We start from the raw sequence: 21,279 nt of genomic DNA on the forward strand, positions 1-21,279 counted from the left end.
ATGAAACAAATTTTTACTTTTGCAGTAGTAACTGCTTTTTTAAGTCTAGCTGGATGCTCTAGCCTTAGCTCAAATAAAATTGAAATAGACGAGCAAGTTTTGCTTAGTAATTTAAAAGAATTGGCAAGCGATTCTTATGAAGGGAGAGGCTTCTCTAAACCTGGAAATTACAGAGCACAAGAGTTTATTGCTTCACAATTTGAACTTCTAGACCTTGAACCTTTTTTTAGCGAGGGATATATCCAAAAGTTCCCTTACACTTTTAGCGGAAAAAGAAGACAACGTATGTTCCCTATAGCCAACCCTGACAAGGATCTTAAAAATGTTCCAGACACTACTGTTGTAGGAGGTAACGTTCTGGTTCAAATAAAAGGGAAAACGGATAAGATTATCATCATTACAGGACATTTAGACCATCTAGGTATTAGAAACGGAAAGATCTACAACGGAGCAGATGATGACGCATCAGGAACAGCTGCTCTTATTAGTATGGCTGCCTATTTTAAAAAGAATCAACCCAATCACACTTTAGTTTTTGCTGCAGTAGATGCAGAAGAAATAGGTTCATTAGGAGCTGATTATTTGGTTAAAAACTTCCCTACAGACCTGAGCAAGGTTGTTTTAAATATAAATATGGACATGATCGCTCATAGTGAATCTGAGTTGTATGCGTCTGGTTTGTACCATTACCCACAGTTAAAAAAATCTTTAGAAGGTATTGAAACTCCACTAACATTACTTTTTGGGCACGATGAGCCAAAGAACAAAGAGTTAGACGACTGGACCAATTCTTCTGATCACAGGATTTTTCACAATCAAAAAATACCATTTGTGTATTTTGGCGTAGAAGATCATAAAGACTATCACAAAGACACTGATACTTTTGAAAACATCAATCAAGAATTTTATGTAAATGCAGTAAAGTTGATTACCAAGGCTATACAAAATTTTGATACAGACTTAAAGTAAACTAGTTTACACATAAAATCATTGCTTGTTAAAGCAAAGAAACTCCATCTCTATAAGAGGTGGAGTTTTTTATTGGGAACAAAATTAGCAAAAGAGAATCTTGATTGCTGCTCTTTCTAGACACATTAAATGATCACTTCTTTAAAAATAAATTAATTAGAGAGTGGTTTTCTTTTTCGTATTGGCATATTTATTGTCATTCTTAAATAGCTAGCATAGATAAATTTTGATATTTAAAAAGTAATTATGAAGAAAAGCATAGCTCTGTATTATATCTTACTTGTAGTTTTCACAAGTTGCAATATTCAAAACAAGAAATTGATAAACAATTCTTTGACCAAAAAAGACACCATTTTTATTCTATTTGACGAGAGTTTAAATAAAATGAAAAAACAAAGGAGTTTTCAATATAAAGACCAAAACCCCAAGTATTATAGAATAACATATGATATTCCAATTTATTGGAAACAGGAAATCAGCAAAGAGCAAGCTATTGATGTATATGGAAAAGAATATATTTCTAAAAACGGAGTTTTAGAAAAAGATTTTTTCTTATTTGACGATTATTATACCTATCGCTTTTGGTTTGGAACTTATCTAACTTTAGAAGAATATTCAGAGTTTGATGATTCTTTAATCTTTGGAAACTCTACAATAATAAAAAAGCACAAATCATTTTTAAAAACACATAAAAATAAAATTATTGATTACAATTGGTTAAAAAAACAAACCCCTCCAAAAGTATGGGATATATTTAATTTTCAACAAAAGAATAAACCAATCCTTTTTATTATTGATAAAGATGAATTTACAAAAGATAGTATTGTATTACGAAATGTAATGTATCATGGTGAAGTAATTGAATAGTTTTTATATTGTAAGATTTTAAGTCATTTTAATTTTACTCTTATTCAAAAAGAAAGAAAAGCACCTCATCAGACTATTATATAAAACAAAAATTAGTTAATGATAACACAAAATTTAAAAACGATGATAGTAATTAACAATTTTAAATATAAGTCTATATTATATATACTTATGATATTTTTGTTGTTTTCATGTAAGGATAACAATGATGATGAATTAACTAAAGAAAATACGTATCAAGTCATCAACTTCTTATCACAATCATTAATAGAAAACACTATTAATGCACCAACATTCCCACCACCTCCGAACGGAAAAACTTATACATTTACAATAGAAGATAGTTTACGTGTTTATAAAAAATTTTACATGGATTTTCGCAAGAAAAAAACAGTAGCTATAAATTCCATACTATTTTTAAATAAAAAAAGAAAACAATTTAATAACGGTTGCTCAATAGATAATAAATTACTGGATGATTACTTTTCTATGGATGTTGAAACTAAAATTAATGTAAACAAACTGAGTTTAAGCAAAAACAACAATGTTTTACCATACGATGATATGCCTAAGAACATTTTCAAAAATAAATTTGAAGAGATTGATTTAATTCTAAATTTTTCTAAAATTAAATTTAATAAAAAATACAATAAAGCCATCATAACAGTCGCAGCAACAAGGGATAAGTTAAATGGCTTTACTGCACTTATTTATTTAGAAAAAGAAAATTACCATTGGGCAATAAAGTGTGAAAAAGTTTTTGAAATTTCATAAATAAAATGAATACTGTACTTGATAACTCAAATTTAAAAAATCTATGCAACTAATCGAAATAAAGTATTTAGCTTTCTTATTATTGTTTTTTACCCTCATTTCGTGTAGTAAAATGCCGAAAAATGATTCATTCTTAGACACTACAGAAATAATCTCTCTGCTTTACAATAAAATTAGTGAGCAAGAGGCTAAATTCTCTGCTTTTCCTCCAGAACCCCCAGTTTTTCCTATTAAAAAAAAATTAGATTTTGACATAAAAATAGATACTAATAAAATTTTAAATGCTCTGCTAAGGAAAAGAGGAAAATCTATCGTGGCTATTGACACTGTTTTAAAAGGAGCTCAACTTGACAATACCTTAGACATTAAAGATATTGAATATGCAGATATATTAAAAAAACTCATATCAACTGATAATATTGAAAATATTGACCCCTTAAAAATCAAGGCCAGCAAGTACTCTTTAATTATACCATTTACAGGAGATTCTAGACAACTTCGAAATAAAGAAACAAAAAAAAAAACTTTTTTTCTTAGATTTTCTAAAATTGCATACAATGAAGAGCTAAATAAGGCAATCGTCAAAATGAGTGTTAGCTTTAGTAAATTAAATGGTTTCTCATCACTTTTTTTCATGAAAAAAGAGAATGACAAATGGGTGATTAAACATGAAAAAAACTTAACTATAATCTAATTAATTGAAAAAATCATAAGTTATTATAAAACTTCAAAATGAAACTAAATTAATATAAATGGACAAGATGAACATTAACAATCCTAATCAATTTTTTAACTTACATTAAGCTTACTAACCTCCTCAGTAACTTTTTTTTGAATCACTTCTGTTTAATGGCTTTAATAAACCAACTAGAGTTAAACTGTTTGGATTCTGGATTCATTTTTTGTTCCAAAAAAATGAATCAGAACGACAAACTAAAAAAATCTATCACAATCATTTAACCAACCTGGATTCATTTTGCTACTCCGTAGCAAAATTGGCCAGAAATTGACTTTTAAGTAACAAACCGTAATTTATTTATACTCTGGATTCATTTTTTTGTGCCAAAAAAATGGCAAAATCAGATTACCCGCTGAATGAAGAATTAGCCACAACTATTATTATACGCTAATATTAAAAATCAAAGATTACACATTGCTGGATTCATTTTTTTGTACCAAAAAAATGAATCAGAACGACAAACTAAAAAAAATTATCACAATCATTTAACCAACCTGGATTCATTTTGCTACTCCGTAGCAAAATGGGCCAGAACGGAGGTAGCTTTACAACAAACCAGATTTGCTTCACAAATCTTTATTTTTTTTGTTCCAAAAATTTTTTGAAGCGAGCTCCCAAATTTTTGAAACAAAAAAACCAGATACTTTCGTATCTGGTTTGTTGTAGCGGGAACTGGACTCGAACCAGTGACCTTCGGGTTATGAGCCCGACGAGCTACCTACTGCTCTATCCCGCGATTTGGACTGCAAAGATACGAATATTTTATTCTTCTTTCCAAAAGAAATACTTTTTTTATTATTTTATTTTTTAAAGTTTTTATTAACCTTCAGCAAGACAATATCATACCTAATAAATACCTAAAACAAAAAAACAAACTATCTTTGCAAGATGACACATAAAGCAGGTTTTGTTAATATAATCGGAAATCCCAACGTTGGGAAATCGACCCTAATGAATGCATTTGTTGGTGAAAAGCTATCCATTATCACCCCAAAAGCACAAACAACTAGACATCGAATTTTAGGAATCGTTAATGATGAAGACTATCAAATTGTCTTTTCTGACACACCTGGGATCATTCAGCCCGCTTATGGTTTACAAGAATCTATGATGGATTTTGTAAAATCGGCATTTGACGATGCAGATGTCCTAGTCTTTATGGTTGAAGTGGGTGAAAAAGAATTGAAAAACGAAGCCTTCTTTAACAAAATAATACACAGCGAAATCCCTGTTATTTTACTACTTAATAAAATAGATACCTCATCACAAGAGGTGGTAGAAGAGAAACTAAAATATTGGAAAGAAAAAGTTCCAAATGCTTCTATTTTTATTATTTCTGCCTTAGAAAAATTTAATGTAGACAATGTCTTACAACGCATTATTGAACTTTTACCAGAAAGCCCTCCTTTTTACCCTAAGGATCAACTAACGGATAAACCAGAGCGCTTTTTTGTAAACGAAAAAATCCGTGAAAAGATTTTAATGCATTACAAAAAAGAGATTCCGTATTCTGTAGAAGTAGAAACTGAGAGCTTTATAGAAGAAGAAGATATTATAAAAATTCGATCGATCATTATGGTCGAAAGAGATACGCAAAAAGGAATCATTATTGGTCATAAAGGATCTGCAATCAAAAGGGTTGGCTCAGAAGCAAGAAAAGATCTTGAACTGTTTTTTGACAAGAAAGTATTTATGGAACTCTTTGTAAAGGTCAATAAAAACTGGCGTAGCGACAGCAACCAGCTTAAGCGTTTTGGTTATAAGGATTAAGCCTTTTCTATAATTTTAATCAATAATTGATGTAGATCTTCCATTTGTGGTTGCCCTGTGCCCTTTCCTATCCTTCCTAAAAAGTACAGCAAAATCCAAAGCAATGGAATAAAGATAAGTAGCATTAGAGGCATTATATAAGCCTCACCCAATCGAACACGAACATATAAAACTACTGCAAAACACAAAAAGAGGAATCCGAGCACAAAATGCACAAACATAAACAAAGTCCACACTTGGGGTTTGGGACCAAATAACCCTTTGATAAGGCAGCTTGAATCTGTAACAGAAATGACCTCTACATTAAGCTGTGGAGACCAAAAATGAGCTTGTTTAACAGGGACATCAATAGCCACGTGTCCATCAGAAAACTTGCTTGGATACTCACATGACTTTTCCTTTAAAACCTTGCTAAACTCTTCTAAAACAACTGTAGAAGACTGTGCAATCTCTAGCTGAAACCTCGGTCTTAAAAAAATTGCTGAATTTTGTACCTCTTCCACAAGAACTAATCTACTTTATAGGTTAACTTCATCGTTATAGAGGCCGTTTTTTCTTTGGATGATGTGTTAAAAGTACCTCCCCAAGAATAATCTTCTCTAGAGTTTAACCCAGTTATCTGAAAAACACCCATTTGAGCAGAAATTAATTTCCCCAAACCTCCTCCAGAGTTGCTAGCGATATTTTCTGCACGCAACTTGGCATCGGCAGTGGCTTTAGAAATCATTTCAATTTTTAAATCAGCTAATTTGGTGTAATAATATCGTGGTGGTTGAGAATAAAACTGAATCCCTTTGTTAAGAAGTTCAGTAATTTCTCTTGAAACCTTTTCTACTCTTTCTACATTTTTAGAATCAATCTGCATGGACTGAGTGAGTACATATCCCAAAAATTTATCTCCCATATATTTCCCTTCATTGCTGTACAAAGCTTTATTTTTAGTTCTACTCTGAACTGCATTAAAAACAAATTCATCCGCTTTTATTCCTTTAGAAAGCAAATAATCATTAATAATTTTCTTGTCTTTTTCTAATTCTGAATACGCATTTTTAAGACTTGCGCTTTCTTTAGAAAAATTACCCTCCCAAACAATCAAATCTGACGTGAAGTTTGCTACTCCAGAACCTGTTACAGAAATAGTGCTCTCTAGGTTGTTCCTGTTAACGATTGCATTAGCAAAGACATAGGCCGCCAAAACAATGGCAATTGAGAAAATAATTGAGTTGAAATTCTTTTTCATATTGAAAATTTTTAATCTCATTAAAATTAAACAAAATTCATTACCTAATGACTATCTTTGCAAAAAATTTCATAAGAGATGAATACGAGTATAGTAGCCATAGTAGGAAGGCCAAATGTAGGAAAATCCACCTTATTTAATAGGTTGGTTCAACGCAGAGATGCCATTGTAGACTCTGTAAGTGGAGTCACTCGTGACAGACATTACGGAAAATCAGACTGGAACGGTAAAGAATTTTCTGTAATTGATACCGGTGGTTATGCCATTGGCTCTGATGATATTTTTGAAGAAGAAATTAGAAAGCAAGTTGAGCTAGCTCTTGAAGAAGCTGATTTAATAGTCTTTGTTGTTGATGTGGAACAAGGAATTACTCCGATGGACACAGAGGTTGCTAAATTGTTGCGTAAAGTTAAAAAACCTATTTTCTTAGTTGTAAATAAAGTTGATAATGCCATGCGTGAAAATGATGCATTAGAATTTTTTAACTTAGGACTTGGTGAGTATTACACCATTTCTTCTATCAATGGTAGTGGAACTGGAGAGTTACTAGATGCCATGGCTATAAAAATGCCAGAACCAGAAGAAACAGATTTAGAAAGTGAAGAATTACCAAGATTTGCTATCGTTGGAAGACCTAACGCAGGAAAATCATCTTTTATCAATGCTCTGATAGGCAAAGACAGAAATATAGTGACAGATATCGCTGGGACCACCAGAGATTCTATCGACACCAAATACAATCGATTTGGTTTTGATTTTAACTTGGTAGATACAGCAGGTATCCGTAAAAAATCAAAAGTAAAAGAAGACTTAGAGTTTTATTCTGTAATGAGAGCTGTAAGAACTATTGAATATTCTGATGTCATAGTTTTAATGGTTGATGCTTCTAGAGGTTTTGAGAGTCAGGATCAAAACATTTTTTGGCTGGCAGAAAAAAATAAAAAAGGAGTTGTAATACTAATTAACAAATGGGACTTGGTAGAAAAAGAAACCAATACCATGAGAGATTATGAAGCTGCAGTTAGAAAAGAAATTGCACCTTTTACTGATGTGCCTATTATTTTTACTTCTGTGCTTACAAAGCAACGAATCTTTAAAGCGATCGAAACTGCAGTAGCGGTCTTTGAGAGTAGAAAGAAAAGAATTCCTACTAGCAAGTTAAATGATACCATGTTGGAGATTATTCAACAGAACCCACCACCTGCAATTAAAGGGAAATACGTAAAGATTAAATACTGTATGCAATTGCCAACCCCTACACCTCAGTTTGCGTTTTTTGCCAATTTACCTCAGTATGTAAAAGACCCTTACAAACGTTTTTTAGAGAATAAATTACGAGACATTTTTGATTTTAATGGAGTGCCAATTATTATTTATTTCCGTCAAAAATAAAAAAAGTTGTTTTTTAAACTGTTAGGCTAACTGTAAAAGAACGACTATCTTTAAGAATTCGTATCTTTACAAGGCTTGATGATATCTCATGAAAATACTACACACTAGTAAAATAGAGGAACTTGAATTACCTATGCAACTCAAAATTAGTTTTGAGAATGTATACATGATGTATAAAAAATATGCATCAACGGCTCAAGAAAAGCACCCCTATCACGGTGCTGCAAAAAACATCATCGCCGAATTTAAAAAACACCCAATCCTTAGAGAAGGATTTACAGATACTAGCTTGCTAGACACCTATAGTGAACAAATTGAAAAGATATTAGACCCTTTGTTTCCGGAAGCTTTGCAGTTAAACGAAATTAAAGCTGCTAGCATCCCTTTTTCTTTTACATCATTCAAATTTTCTGAGCGTTTTAGAAATATTATTGACAATGCAGGGGACTCTTATGAGTTAAGTGTCCGTAATTTTGAAGACAATCTTTTTTATATTCACGCCTGTACAATGATCTTGCATCAGATGTATGGCTATGAAGTTGATCTTAAAAGGCCTTTCTTTTTTGATATTCCAAATGAGAAAACTGGTACACTAAAACATTATAGAGCTGCGTTTAATGGTGATTTCGGAAAGATTGAACCAACCAAAGATGCTCCAAAAATAAGCTTAGAAGATTATCATTTATTGCTAAATAATTTTGATAATGTAGCCATCTGGAAAGAAAAATTCCCACCTAATAGCTATGTTTTTAAAGGCTTTGGAATCATAAACTTATTTGATGTGACTACCGATGAAATTATTTCTGATATCAGAACCAATTTATTGCGTAGTGATGAGAATTTAATTTTAGACTTACAGGATAATATCAGAAAATTCTACAACATCCCAGATCTAAAATTAGGCTATTCTATTTTTGACAATTTTAATACCAAGATTTGTGAGACGGCTACCAACAAATCAAACAGTATTGTTTTACATAAGCAAAGTGAAATAGCATGTAACAATTATTTTTGTGAATCAATCATGAAAACAGTTTTTCAGAAAAAAGAGGCTATTGCTATTTCTGATGTAAAAAACTATGGTATCAACACCAATGAAAATTCATTTTTTAAAAACTTGTCGAGCCAAGGCATACAAAGCATTGCTTTAATACCTATCAAAGCAACAGGGAACAATGATCTAGCCTTGCTTGAGATTGCTTCTCCAAGACCTTATGAATTGAATTCTGTTAATTTAAACAAACTAAAAGACATTATTCCTGTATTTGAAGTCGCTGTAAAAAGAGCTTCAGAAGAGTATCAGAATGTATTAGAAGCAACCATCCAAGAGCATTATACATCTATACATCCGGCTGTTAAATGGCGATTTAACACGGCTGCAAATAACTATCAAAACCAGCTGCTTCAAAATGTAGAGAATCCTAGTTTGGATGCTATCGTCTTCCAAGATGTATACCCTCTTTTTGGGCAAACAGATATTAAAGGCTCCTCTATCGCTAGAAATACCGCTATCCAACAAGATTTAACTACCCAGTTAAATTTGGCTATTGACATATTAAATCAGGCATTTTCACAGCATAAATTGCCTATTTATGAAGAATTAATTTTTAGAGTCACATCGTATTTATCCAATTTAACAAAAGGACTTAAAGCCGGGGATGAAATTGGTATGATTGACTTTTTAAAACGAGACATCTATCCAGTGTTTAACCACTTAAAGGAAGGTGAATCCGTAGCAAATAAACAGATTACTGCATATATTGATCGACTTGACCCTAAACTCCAAGTAATTTATGAAAAGAGAAAGGATTATGAGAACAGTGTAACCCTACTTAACGATTCGCTATCTGCCTTATTAGATCAAAAACAAGAAGAGGCACAAGAGATGTTTCCTCACTATTTTGAACGTTACAAGACAGACGGAATAGAGTTTAACATGTATATTGGTCAAGCCTTGGTTCAAAACAAGCGCTTTGATGAACTGTACTTATACAACCTAAGACTTTGGCAATTACAAGTAATGTATGAGTTAGAGAATTTAGCACATCAGGCTCGAACTGAGATGAGACATGACCTAAGAGTTGCCTCATTAATTTTAGTGCACAGCACCCCATTGTCCATTCAATTTAGGATGGATGAGAAACAATTTGATGTTGATGGTGCCTATAATATTCGTTATGAAATTATCAAAAAACGCATTGACAAAGCCCATCTTAAAGGGACTAAAAAACGCCTAACTAGTCCTGGGAAAATTGCCATCGTGTACTCTCAAGACAAAGACGCTAGAGAATACCTAAAGTACATTACTTTCTTGCAATCAAAAAAGATGTTAGGATCTTATGAATTAGTAGAGATAGAAGACTTACAAGGGGTTTCTGGTTTAAAGGCGATCCGTGTAGATTTGGTGTACAACAAAAACTACCATCAAGATGAGCGAATTTCATTTGAAGATCTTGTCAAAGAAATTTCTTCTTAAGCAACAAGATGTGTTTGCCATTGGAGTGCAAAACCAAATGCAAGTACAGAGATCACCAAACCGATAATAAAAATCAAATAGGTAACTCGAAGGATTTTATATTTCCGATCCAACACTTTTCCTAAAAAATACAAATCTTTGGTTAACGAGCTGTAGAGATAATCCTTGTCTTTCATTACTTCTCCAATCGCCCATTCAAAATCTTCCAAACTCATTTTGTGAAAATTACCAAAAAACAACAGATTAACCTTTTTATTTTTAACATCCATCTTGGTAAACTTACCACTGGTAATATTTGGTCTTGTTGCAAGTACAGATAAAATTATGGTGATGATGGTAAAAACAACAAAAATGATCGTCGGAATAATTAAATAATAGTTTGAAGCTTTGTCTAATTTCGGTAAGAGATTAGAAAGTGCAAGCGAAACAATTATGGCATTAACAGATAATAAAATATTTGCTTTTGTATCTGCAATATCACTCAAAGTAATATGATTTCTCAGTGTTACCCGGAACATCGTTTCAATACCCCGTTCTGGACTATTTGCCTTTAATTTTTTAAGATCTAATTCTTCTTTTTTAGCGAGCTCTTTTTGTGTCTCTTGCTGTAATTTTTTTAATTTCTTAAACAGTAAAGCAATATTACTATCTTTTCCTAGCTGCCAATTTAATTGCGCATAGCTGCTATAAAAATGGTGCTTTTTAGTTAAAAATTGAATGTTTTCTCGTACCCATTCTTCATCAGAAAAAGTTATATCAAGGGTTGTTTTTAACTCTTCACGCAACAAATCGCTTACATCAAAATAATTTTTAAGACAGACGTGATAACAATCTGCATCTATCATTATTTTTTCGAGCGTCTTTTGAGGTTGATACCCTTTTTTTGTCGCCAAAATTAATTGACTAACTTGATCGATAATAGACTCATCGATATTGTACTCTGCTAAGAAATTTCTTGCAATTTTTACACTTTCCTTTTCGTGATTATCGGCTCCATTTAAATAGCCAACATCGTGAAACCAAGCAGCTAAGAGTAAAATATTTGCATCTACCTCTGAAACCTGCTCACCAACAATTAACTCTTTTGCTGCCTGAACTACTCTTTGAGTATGACTTATAGAATGATATAAATATCCATCAGCCATATCTTTTGTTAAGAGGCCAAAAACATATTTCTCGGCATTGAGCAGTAAAGTTTCCATAAAAGAATTATTTTTACTAAAGTAAAAAAAAATCAATGAACACTCTAAAGTATTGCTTTATTATTCTACTGTTCTTATTAGTGAGTAACTGCGCAAGTTATAAAGCTCAATACAAAGAAAAAGAACTGACTTTTAAAGAAACTACAAATAAGAGTGACATTGAACATTCTTTCTATTTAGTTGGGGATGGCGGCAACTCACCTATTGGCTCTGAAACAGCAACCTTAAAGCTTCTAAAGACAAAACTAGCCAAGGCTTCTAAGAACAGTACTCTTTTATTTCTTGGGGATAATATTTACCCTGCTGGCATGCCTAAAGAGGAAAAAAAAAGCAGAGCATTTGCAGAACATCAGCTAAACATCCAAACAGCTGTTGCAAAGGATTTTAAGGGCAATACTATTTTTATCCCAGGAAATCACGATTGGTACTCAAATGGCTTAAAAGGATTAAAAAGACAAGAAGATTATATCAAAAATATTTTAGGGAAAAACAGTTTTTTACCCAAAAATGGCTGTCCGATAGAAAAAGAAAAAATAAGTGAAAATATCGTCCTAATCCTGATTGATACAGAATGGTTTTTAACTGATTGGGACAAGCATCCAACGCTTAATGATGATTGTGACATTAAAACCAGAGAAGCCTTTTTTGAAGCCTATGAAGGAATGATTAAAAAAGCTCGTGGAAAGACAGTTATTGTAGCCATGCATCACCCTATGTTTACCAATGGACCACATGGTGGTCAGTTTTCTTTAAAACAGCAGCTCTATCCGATTGGAGGAAGCATTCCTTTGCCTGTTATTGGAACTTTTCTCAATCTGATTAGAAAGACAAGTGGAGTGAGTAATACCGATTTGCAACACAAGCGATATACGGCATTAAAAAAGAGAATGGTAACCTTATCACAAGAAAACGAACAGGTTATTTTTGTGTCTGGTCATGAACATAGTTTGCAATACTTAAAACAGGACAACCTACCACAAATAATTAGTGGCTCTGGCTCTAAAACTTCTGCTACTAGAAATACTGGAGCTGGGCTTTTCTCTTATGGAGAAGAGGGCTATGCTCGTTTAGACATACTTGTTGATGGTAGCGCAAATGTAACTTTTGTTGCAAGTAAAAAAGACCAAATCGTATATCAAACCAAGGTTCTTGAACCTCTTATAAAGCCAATTTCAACATATCCAAAAAACACTGACCCCATGACCACTGCTTCTGTATATTCTAAAGAAGAAGTAACAAAGGGCGGTTTTTATAAATTTTTATGGGGAGAGCGATTTCGAAAATATTACGGTACAAAAATTACAGTAAATAATGTTAAGTTAGATACGCTATTTGGCGGGCTGACCCCCATTCGTAAAGGAGGAGGACATCAATCTAAATCTTTAAGATTAGAAGATGCTCAAGGAAGAGAGTACGTAATGAGAGCTCTTAAAAAAAATGCGGTACAGTATTTACAAGCAGTGGCCTTTAAAGATCAATTTATCGCTGGTCAGTTTGACGCAACTTACCCAGAAGCTTTACTTTTAGACATCTTTACCGGCTCGCATCCATATGCTCCTTTTGCCATTGCAGAATTGGCAGAGGCTATTAATGTTCTGCATACAAAGCCTCTTTTAGTCTATGTCCCTAAACAGACTGCTTTAAAAGAGTTTAATCTAGAATTTGGTGATGCCTTATACATGATTGAAGAAAGAGTTAGCTCTGGTCATGGAGAGAAAGCTAATTTTGATCATTCAAACACAGTGATAAGTACCCTTGATTTACTAAAGGAACTTCGTAAAAACGAAAAATCCACCATTGATGAACGCGCTTATATTAGAGCTCGTTTGTTTGACATGTTAATCGGAGATTGGGATCGTCATGAAGATCAATGGCGCTGGGCAGCTTTTGAAAAAAATAACAAAACAGTTTACAAAGCTTTCCCAAGAGATCGAGATCAAGCCTTTTCTAAAATGGCCGATGGCGCCTTGCTTAATTATCTTACCAAATCTGTTCCTGCATTAAGGTTGATGCAATCATTTGATACAGATATAAAAAACGTCAAGTGGTTTAATTTAGAAGCCTATCCTTTAGATAAGGCCCTCATTAATCAGGCGACAAATACAGATTGGATAGAAGAAGCTCGTTTTATTCAAGAAAATATCACTGAGAACCGGATAGAAAAGGCCTTTAGCAAGCTTCCAGCAGAAGTACAAGGTCAAGACCTTGAACTACTTAAGAAACAGCTTAAAATACGTTTGCAAAATTTACAGAAAATCGCCACTAGTTATGCAGAATATTTGTCTGCATATGCAATTGTAACGGGCACAGATAAGGACGATCTTTTTGAAATTGAACGATTGACCAATGGAGATACAAAAATTGCTATTTACAGAATCGAAAAAGGCAAAAAAGGAACCTTAATTCACAGCAAACAATACGCTAAAAATGATACAAAAGAAATTTGGGTGTACGGTTTAGATGATGAAGATGTTTTCCGTGTATTTGGCAAAGGAACCCAAGCCATAGAACTTATAATAATCGGAGGTCAAAACAATGATCAGTACCACGTTGAGAACAAAAAAAAGCTAGATATTTATGATTATAAGAGCAAAAAAAACACCTTTGTAGGCAAAAATCTTCCTGTACATTTAAGTGATACTTATGAAACCAATGTTTACAATTACAACAAAATAAAAAGCACTCAAAACGAAGTATACCCAAATGCAAGTTTCAACCCAGATGACGGTATTAGCCTAGGATTACTTTATTCTTTTACACAAAACGGTTTTAAACGGAATCCTTTTTCTTCTTATTATGAAGTTTCTGCAGCTAGTTATTTACTAACCGGAGGGTATGAGCTAGGTTTTGCAATGGAATTTGCAAACCATGTGAGTTCATGGAATATTGGAGTAGAAGGTGTTATTACCAGTCCAAACTACAGCGTTAATTTCTTTGGTTACGGAAATGAAACAACCAACCCTAATTTTATAGATGAAGATCAATTTGAAGAAGATTTTAACAGGGTTCGGATTCGAATGCTAAAACTACAACCTTACTTTAATTGGAGAGGTGCTCTTGGCGCTAACTTTAAACTTGGCCTTTCGTTTGAAAATTACCAAGTAGAAAAAACACCTAACAGAGCAATAGAAGATTTTTATAACAATAACCAAAGAGATTACAGGCAAAGTTTTGTAGGGCTTAAAGCCAATTATCACTATAAAAATCAAGACAACAATGCATTCCCAACCTTAGGAATGGAGATTGATCTTACTGCTGGCTTTACCTCAAATATTAATAATTCTAATCAGTTTGCCTATTTAATTCCAGCGTTAAGCTTTGATTATAAATTAAATGCAAGCGGCCTTTTGGTCTTGGCTACAAAAATGAAAGCGCATTTAAATTTTAGCAATGGCTATGAATTTTATCAAGCAGCTACTATAGGAGGAGAAGACGGAGTTAGAGGATATAGAAACCAACGTTTTACAGGGAAAAACTCTTGGATCCAAAACACGGATATCCGATTAAGCATGTATCAAGTTAAAACTAGTTTGATCCCACTTCATTTAGGCTTGTTTACTGGTATCGATTATGGGAAAGTTTGGTTAGACACAGAGAACTCTTCTGCATGGAGATCTTCTTTTGGAGGAGGTATTTTTGTAAATGGAGCCCAAATGATTTCGGCAAATATTGGAGTTTTTAAAGGTACAGAATCCGCAAGGGTATTATTTTCAATGGGCTTTCGTTTTTAAAGGATAAAAACTGATGAATGAAGATTGTTAAAAAAATATTTTTAACATAGATTTAATAAAATTTAGAAGATGTTTTCGTTTTTTCGTTAAAAAAATTTGAGCGCTATCAAACACTTTATTTTATTTCTATTCCTAATCTCATCATCGATTCTTATTGCTCAAAACAAAAGTTATCGAATCGAAGGAATCATTGTTGACAAAACAGATAAAACACCTCTTGAATCCGCTACCGTTTATCTACAAGGCATTAAAGACTCAACTGTTATTTCTTATACAACTGCCAATGCAAAGGGTGATTTTTCTTTAACTGGTAAAACTAAGGAAGAAGAGATCTTCCTCTATGTTTCATTTATTGGCTATAAAAATTATTCAAAAAAAATAAGTCATACAGACAAACTCATTCAATTGGACACCCTCTTTTTAGAATCAGCTGATAACCTTCTTAATGAGGTGGTCATCAAATCGAATGCTCCAATTCTCGTTAAAAAAGACACTATTGAGTTTAATCCCAACTCTTTTCAGACAAAAAAAGACGCAACTGTCGAAGATTTTTTAAAAAAATTACCCGGAGTAGAAGTTAGTACAGAGGGCGCAATTACCATCAATGGCGTTAGTGTGGATAAAATTTTGGTTAATGGAAAACCCTTTTTTGGTGATGATCCTAAAATTGCTTTAGAGAATCTCACCAAAGACATGATTAATAAGATCCAAGTAACAGATACCAAAACAAAATCTGAAGCTTTTACAGGAGAAGCAGGAGAGAAAACCAATAAGACCATTAATATTACTATTAAAAAGGAGCACAATCGTGGATTGTTTGGACGAGTATCCGCAGGAAAAGGAACTCAGAATAGGCAAAACTATAATACCAATGTCAACCTTTTTGACAATATTAGCAACTTGAGTTTTATTGCAAGCGGAAACAATAGAAATCAAAAAGAACTGAGCAATGGTTTAAAAAACAACAGTAGCAATAACCGTGTAGGCGCAAATTTTTCTACCAAGTATAAAAAACTTGTTGATTTTCAAGGGAGTTATTCTTTAAACACATCTGATTCTGAAAGAGGCTCTATTATCGATAGAGAAAATATTTTACCTGACTTTCATTATTTCTCAAAAATACAGAGCAATTCTGGTAATGAGAGCAAGCGACATCGAATGGGTATAGATACTGATTTTCATTTTGGAAAAAACATCTTGCTAACCTTTAACCCTACTTTTAATTTTAACAATTCAACCAATCACTCAACAAGGGAAGAAATCTCTACAGATGAGAATGGAGCTTTAATCAACTCATCAAATGCTTCAAATCGATCAAATTCTGAATCAAAAAATGTAAATACGCGCATCACCATGACAAAGAAAATCGGTACGGATGGCGGTTATTTAAGAATTCGATTTACAAATACCATCAACCAATCTGATGGGGACAACTTTACCAATTCTGAAACAAGAATTTTTGGGAACAACCCATCCAATATTGATAGAAATCAATTGTCTAAAAACAAGACCGAATCAAATTCTATCAATACAAATATTAGTTACAGACTGCCTCTTTTATCAAAAAAACTGTTTCTAAACCTGGGCTACGGCTACTCTCAAAGTAAAAACAAAAACGAGAGGAACACCTATGATTTTGATGCAATCACTGATGAGTTTAATCAGTTTAACACAGATTTAAGTACCCAGGCAGACACCTACAACAAAAGCAATTGGTCTAATGTGCAAATTACCTATCGATTAAATAAATGGTATACCAAAATTGCCGCGACTTACAGAATGACCTCAAGAGAAAACAATGATTTTTTAAGACCTCAATACAACCTTAAAGACAATTTTAATGCGCTTGATTACAATGCCAATATTCGTTATAATCCAAGTAAAAAATCGAATATTTCTTTGTCCTATAATTTAAGAAACAGCAATCCGTCATTAAGTCAGTTAAATCCATTTCAAGACATCTCTAACCCGTTAAATATCGTTTCTGGAAACCCTGATTTAGCGACAGCCAAAAACCATTCATTCCGCTTAAATTTTAACAGCTATAACACTCAGAAGAAGACTAGTTTTTACAGCAATGCGAGTTTTAATTTTCAAGAAAACAGAGTGGTCTCTAAAACCAGTATTTTGGATGATTTTGTTCGCTACACCTCTTATACAAATGTGAATGGAAATTTTCAAGTAAGTGCATATACAGGCTTTAACAAAACCTATAAATTTAATACCAATACCACACTTAGGTACAATATTAACCTATCTACCAATTATAACAAATCGATTAACTATAGCAATGGGAATTTATACAATTCTAAAAACACATCGCTTTCTCCCAATTTTGGAATAACCTTTACATGGAAAGATGTGATAGACATAAGCCCAAGGTATCGCGTTTCTATGAACACAACAACCTTTGACCTTGCTAGTTTTACCGACAAAGACTTTGTAAATCATTCTGCAAGCTTGCGTACCCGAGTTAAGTATCCAGAAAAATTAGAATGGTCTAATAACATTAGTTACCTCTATAACTCTGCTATTACTGGTGATCTACCAAAAGCAACTTGGACCTGGGATACCACAATTTCATATAGCATTTTAAAAGACCAGGGCTTGATTTCTTTAACCGCTAGAGATTTATTAAATCAGAATAACAACATCAACAGAACAGCTACAGATAATTATATACAGTATTCTCAAAGTCCTACAAATACTCAAAATATTACACTGAGTTTCCGTTGGAAATTTAACAGTCGGAAAAAGAATAAGGCCTAGTTTACCAGCTACCGCCAGCTCCACCTCCACTAAATCCACCGCCGCCAAAGCCGCCACCGAATCCACCTGAAGATCCACCGCCAAAACCACCACTACTTCCGCCACCAAAACCGCGTCCTGCACTACTTAAAATAAGCACATCTAACAAAGTACCTGCGATGTTTCGTTTTGTTCCACCTCTACCGCCTCGGTTATTCTTATTTGATAAAATAATAAAGAGGATGATAAAAAATATAATTGGAATCAATTTAAAAAAAGTAGGAGTATCACTGTTATTGGAACCTTTTCTGCTTCCTTTATACGTCCCTTTTAACACACTAAAGATGGCATCAGCTCCTTTGTCTAATCCACTGTAATAATCGCCATTTTTAAACTCTGGAATAATGACGTTTCTAGTTAGCTCTCCAGTAATTCCGGCCGTAAGGAGATGCTCTACTCCATACCCAGGTGCTATCCAAATTTCGCGATCCTTTAAGGCCAACAAAATAAAGACTCCATTATCTTCTTTGGCTTGACCGACACCCCATTCTTGACCCCATTTAGGAGCTAAAATACCTATACTCTCACCATTGGTGCTATCAATAATAGCCACCACAATTTGCGTAGAGGTTGTATCAGAATATTGAACTAACTTCGTTTCTAAGGCTTGTTTCTGACTTGCACTCAAGATTTTTGTATAGTCATAAACACTTGTTTGAACCTTGGGTTTTGCTGGGATGCTAAATTGCCCAAACGCAGCCTGAACAAAAAACATGCTCACAAAAAATAATAAATACCTGCTATGGCTTAAAAATTGTGCTTTTTTACTAAAAATCATCCTTTAGAGAGTTCATTTGAAAGTTCATTTGTATCGTCTTTTTGCCAAGGAAAAAATTGCTTTAACTGGTGGCCGGCATGTAAAATTCCTGCAACAAGACCTTCTTTAAAATGCCCTTGTTTAAAATGGGTAGCAATTTCATCACGGGTAGTATCCCAAAAATCATCAGAAACCACTGCATCAATCCCCTGGTCTCCACAAATAACAAATTGACGATCTTCTGTTGCCACATAGATTAAAACCCCATTGCGCTGTTCTGTTTTAAACATTTCTAATTGTTCAAAAAGTTCCAGCGCTCTATCATAATGTTTTAATGTAGTCGATTTTTCTATATGTACACGAATCTCACCAGAAGTATTTGCTTCGGCAGTTTTAATTGCAGCGACAACTTCTAACTCTTCCTCTTTAGAAAGTATTGATATTGAATTGCTCATTGAGACCTTATTAAAACTTTACTTCTACAGGTTTATCAGCTCCTTCAACAGCAGAGAAATAAGGTTTGTCTTCAAAACCGAACCATCCTGCAAAAATCGTATTTGGAAAGGTTTTAATATGAGTATTATATACTTTAGCCCCTTCATTAAAACGAGTTCTCGCTGTTAAGATTTGGTTTTCTGTACTTGCCAACTCATCTTGTAATTTTAAAAAACTTTGATTTGCTTTTAAATCAGGATAACGCTCTACGGTAACCAGTAAACTTTTTAAGGCTCCACTTAAACCTCCTTGCACCTTGTTAAACTCTGCTAATTGAGCTGGTGTAATTTTAGAAGGATCTATATTCATAGAAGTTGCTTTTGCACGAGCTTCAACAACTGCTGTTAATGTGCTTTTTTCAAAATCTGCAGCACCTTTTACTGTATTCACTAAATTACCAATCAGGTCATTTCTACGTTGGTAAGAAGTCTCTACGTTACCCCAAGCTTCTTCTACGTTTTCTTGTAACTTAACTGCTGTATTATTAAACCCTACAACCATTCTATATCCTATAAACACAAGGACAACTATCACTATTAACGGCAACCATTTTTTCATAATTTCTATTTTTTTATTGTTTATTCTAATTGATTTTTAATTTTTAATAAGGCCGCTTTTACGCCTTCTAATCTACTAATTATTTCGTGATTCTTAATCGTTTTTTCTGGGTGTTGCTTTAGCTGATTTTTTGCCCCTTCTAAGGTAAATCCTCGCTCTTTAACTAAATTGTATATCAGTTTAAAATTGGCAATATCTTGCGGAGTAAACAGTCTATTTCCTTTGGCATTTTTTTTGGGTTTGATTACGTCAAACTCTGACTCCCAAAATCGGATTAATGAAGTGTTTACGTCAAAAGCCTTGGCTACTTCACCTATTTTATAATACCTTTTTTCTGGTAGATCTACATGCATGAGTGCCTGTTGTATTAATCATAAGACTGTCCTTCTAGTTCTGCAATTTTCAACATCGCATTAAACTCTTCAGGGGTTAAACTACCGTAGTAAAAATTAATTGGATTAATAGCTTGTCCATTTTTTCGAACTTCATAGTGCAAATGTGGTGCTTTTGATCTTCCTGTACTACCTACGTATCCAATTAAATCACCTCTTTTTATTTTTTGTCTTCTTTTGACCACATATTTTGTCATATGCCCATACAAGGTAATATAACCAAAACCGTGATCTATACGAACGTGTTTTCCATAGCCTGTTGCATTTGCATCTGCTCTTAATACAACTCCATCACCCGTAGCGTAAACTGGGGTACCTTGTGGAGCCGTAAAATCCATTCCTTTATGAAACTTTCTAGCTTTTGTAAATGGGTCATTTCTCCACCCATAACCCGATGCCATTCTAGTAAGATACTCATTACTTACTGGCTGAATCGCCGGCAAAGAAGCTAGCATTTTTTCTTTTTCTTTTGCTAAAGAGACAATTTCATCTAATGATTTGGATTGCACAACCAACTGCTTGGACAATACATCAATATCTTTAGTTGCTTTTTGAATCATAGCAGAATTGTCAAAACCTTCTAAAGATTTGTATCGATTAACTCCTCCAAAACCAGCAGTACGCTGTTCTTCTGGAATTGGATTGGCCTCAAAAAAAACTCTGTAAATATTATTATCTCTTTGCTGAATCTCTGTAAGAATGTTTGATGTTTCTTCTATTCGTTTGCTCAACAAGTCATAGTGCAATTTTAAATTATCTAACTCCCTCTTTTGAGCGCGTTCATTGGGCGACATCAAAAACTGACTAAAGACAATAAATCCAAAAAAAGCAATTAATCCCATCGCCAAAAAGAGAAGAATCCCTTTTCGGTAAACTTCCGTTTTTTTACGCTCAATCTTTCTGTAAGAGAGGGTGTCAGCGTCGTAATAATATTTTACCTTTGCCATAAGTTGAAATATGCTATTTTTGTATTCTTTAAGCAGGCTGATTTTTTAAAAACCTCCTTAAAAACAGACAAATTTACGAAATGTTTTTTAACTCGCTTTTTCTGCTTGATTTTTAAACAAAATTTAACACGATTGATGTGTAATTAAACTGTTATCACTACT

Annotated in this window: 17 protein-coding genes and 1 tRNA gene; 9 read left to right on the plus strand and 9 right to left on the minus strand. The window is 33.4% G+C overall.

Annotated features, from left to right (window positions below; genetic code table 11):
- The 4 genes from WHC90_RS06305 to WHC90_RS06320 all read left to right on the plus strand — a co-directional run bounded on the left by WHC90_RS06305 (nucleotide 1) and on the right by WHC90_RS06320 (nucleotide 3,304).
- Nucleotides 1-969 carry a M20/M25/M40 family metallo-hydrolase gene (locus WHC90_RS06305; RefSeq protein ID WP_188597633.1) on the plus strand — a complete coding sequence of 323 codons (969 nt, stop codon included), beginning with the start codon at nucleotides 1-3 and terminating at the stop codon, nucleotides 967-969.
- Nucleotides 970-1,215: 246 nt separating this feature from the next.
- Nucleotides 1,216-1,836 (plus strand): hypothetical protein, encoded by a 621-nt coding sequence (locus WHC90_RS06310; RefSeq protein ID WP_188597634.1) that lies wholly within the window; start codon nucleotides 1,216-1,218, stop codon nucleotides 1,834-1,836.
- Nucleotides 1,837-1,959: 123 nt separating this feature from the next.
- Nucleotides 1,960-2,610 carry a hypothetical protein gene (locus tag WHC90_RS06315; RefSeq protein ID WP_188597635.1) on the plus strand — a complete coding sequence of 217 codons (651 nt, stop codon included), beginning with the start codon at nucleotides 1,960-1,962 and terminating at the stop codon, nucleotides 2,608-2,610.
- A 43-nt stretch (nucleotides 2,611-2,653) separates the two neighbouring features.
- Complete coding sequence (locus WHC90_RS06320) at nucleotides 2,654-3,304, plus strand: hypothetical protein (protein ID WP_188597636.1); 651 nt, start codon at nucleotides 2,654-2,656, stop codon at nucleotides 3,302-3,304.
- 708 nt (nucleotides 3,305-4,012) lie between these two features.
- Here WHC90_RS06320 and WHC90_RS06325 read toward each other — a convergent pair.
- Nucleotides 4,013-4,085 (minus strand) — tRNA-Met (locus tag WHC90_RS06325).
- Between the two features lie 152 nt (nucleotides 4,086-4,237).
- On the opposite strand from WHC90_RS06325, the gene era reads away from it, so the two are divergent.
- Nucleotides 4,238-5,119 carry a GTPase Era gene (gene era / locus WHC90_RS06330; protein ID WP_188597637.1) on the plus strand — a complete coding sequence of 294 codons (882 nt, stop codon included), beginning with the start codon at nucleotides 4,238-4,240 and terminating at the stop codon, nucleotides 5,117-5,119.
- Here era and WHC90_RS06335 read toward each other — a convergent pair.
- On the minus strand, nucleotides 5,116-5,622 hold the full coding sequence (locus tag WHC90_RS06335; protein ID WP_188597638.1) for a GTP-binding protein: 507 nt from the start codon (nucleotides 5,620-5,622) through the stop codon (nucleotides 5,116-5,118). The two genes, era and WHC90_RS06335, sit on opposite strands and share 4 nt — an antisense overlap.
- 5 nt (nucleotides 5,623-5,627) lie before the next feature.
- On the minus strand, nucleotides 5,628-6,359 hold the full coding sequence (locus tag WHC90_RS06340) for an SIMPL domain-containing protein (protein WP_188597639.1): 732 nt from the start codon (nucleotides 6,357-6,359) through the stop codon (nucleotides 5,628-5,630).
- A gap of 78 nt (nucleotides 6,360-6,437) precedes the next feature.
- Between WHC90_RS06340 and der the strand changes: the two genes are divergently transcribed.
- Nucleotides 6,438-7,751 carry a ribosome biogenesis GTPase Der gene (gene der / locus WHC90_RS06345; RefSeq protein ID WP_188597640.1) on the plus strand — a complete coding sequence of 438 codons (1,314 nt, stop codon included), beginning with the start codon at nucleotides 6,438-6,440 and terminating at the stop codon, nucleotides 7,749-7,751.
- 88 nt (nucleotides 7,752-7,839) lie between these two features.
- Nucleotides 7,840-10,227: a GAF domain-containing protein gene (locus tag WHC90_RS06350; RefSeq protein WP_188597641.1), complete on the plus strand. Its 2,388-nt coding sequence runs from the start codon at nucleotides 7,840-7,842 to the stop codon at nucleotides 10,225-10,227.
- Here WHC90_RS06350 and WHC90_RS06355 read toward each other — a convergent pair.
- On the minus strand, nucleotides 10,224-11,429 hold the full coding sequence (locus WHC90_RS06355) for a Pycsar system effector family protein (protein ID WP_188597642.1): 1,206 nt from the start codon (nucleotides 11,427-11,429) through the stop codon (nucleotides 10,224-10,226). The genes WHC90_RS06350 and WHC90_RS06355 overlap by 4 nt on opposite strands.
- 35 nt (nucleotides 11,430-11,464) lie before the next feature.
- Between WHC90_RS06355 and WHC90_RS06360 the strand changes: the two genes are divergently transcribed.
- Nucleotides 11,465-15,160, plus strand: a complete 3,696-nt coding sequence (locus WHC90_RS06360) for a metallophosphoesterase (RefSeq protein ID WP_188597643.1) — start codon at nucleotides 11,465-11,467, stop codon at nucleotides 15,158-15,160.
- 96 nt (nucleotides 15,161-15,256) lie between these two features.
- Complete coding sequence (locus WHC90_RS06365; protein WP_188597644.1) at nucleotides 15,257-17,929, plus strand: outer membrane beta-barrel protein; 2,673 nt, start codon at nucleotides 15,257-15,259, stop codon at nucleotides 17,927-17,929.
- 1 nt (nucleotide 17,930) lies between these two features.
- Here the strand turns inward: WHC90_RS06365 and WHC90_RS06370 are convergent, their stop codons facing one another.
- From WHC90_RS06370 to WHC90_RS06390, 5 genes are read right to left on the minus strand one after another with little or no spacing between them, the layout of a single operon-like run.
- Nucleotides 17,931-18,746: a TPM domain-containing protein gene (locus WHC90_RS06370; protein WP_188597645.1), complete on the minus strand. Its 816-nt coding sequence runs from the start codon at nucleotides 18,744-18,746 to the stop codon at nucleotides 17,931-17,933.
- Nucleotides 18,743-19,180, minus strand: a complete 438-nt coding sequence (locus WHC90_RS06375) for a TPM domain-containing protein (RefSeq protein WP_188597646.1) — start codon at nucleotides 19,178-19,180, stop codon at nucleotides 18,743-18,745. The genes WHC90_RS06370 and WHC90_RS06375 overlap by 4 nt, the downstream gene beginning before the upstream one ends.
- A 10-nt stretch (nucleotides 19,181-19,190) precedes the next feature.
- A complete protein-coding gene (locus WHC90_RS06380; RefSeq protein WP_188597647.1) occupies nucleotides 19,191-19,778 on the minus strand; it encodes a LemA family protein in 588 nt (195 codons plus the stop codon).
- Between the two features lie 20 nt (nucleotides 19,779-19,798).
- Nucleotides 19,799-20,131, minus strand: a complete 333-nt coding sequence (locus WHC90_RS06385) for a MerR family transcriptional regulator (protein ID WP_188597648.1) — start codon at nucleotides 20,129-20,131, stop codon at nucleotides 19,799-19,801.
- Nucleotides 20,132-20,145: 14 nt separating this feature from the next.
- Complete coding sequence (locus tag WHC90_RS06390) at nucleotides 20,146-21,117, minus strand: M23 family metallopeptidase (protein ID WP_188597649.1); 972 nt, start codon at nucleotides 21,115-21,117, stop codon at nucleotides 20,146-20,148.
- Nucleotides 21,118-21,279: the final 162 nt, after the last annotated feature.

The sequence above is a fragment of the Polaribacter pacificus genome (assembly GCF_038024035.1).
In the GTDB taxonomy this organism is placed as follows: Bacteria; Bacteroidota; Bacteroidia; order Flavobacteriales; family Flavobacteriaceae; genus Polaribacter; species Polaribacter pacificus.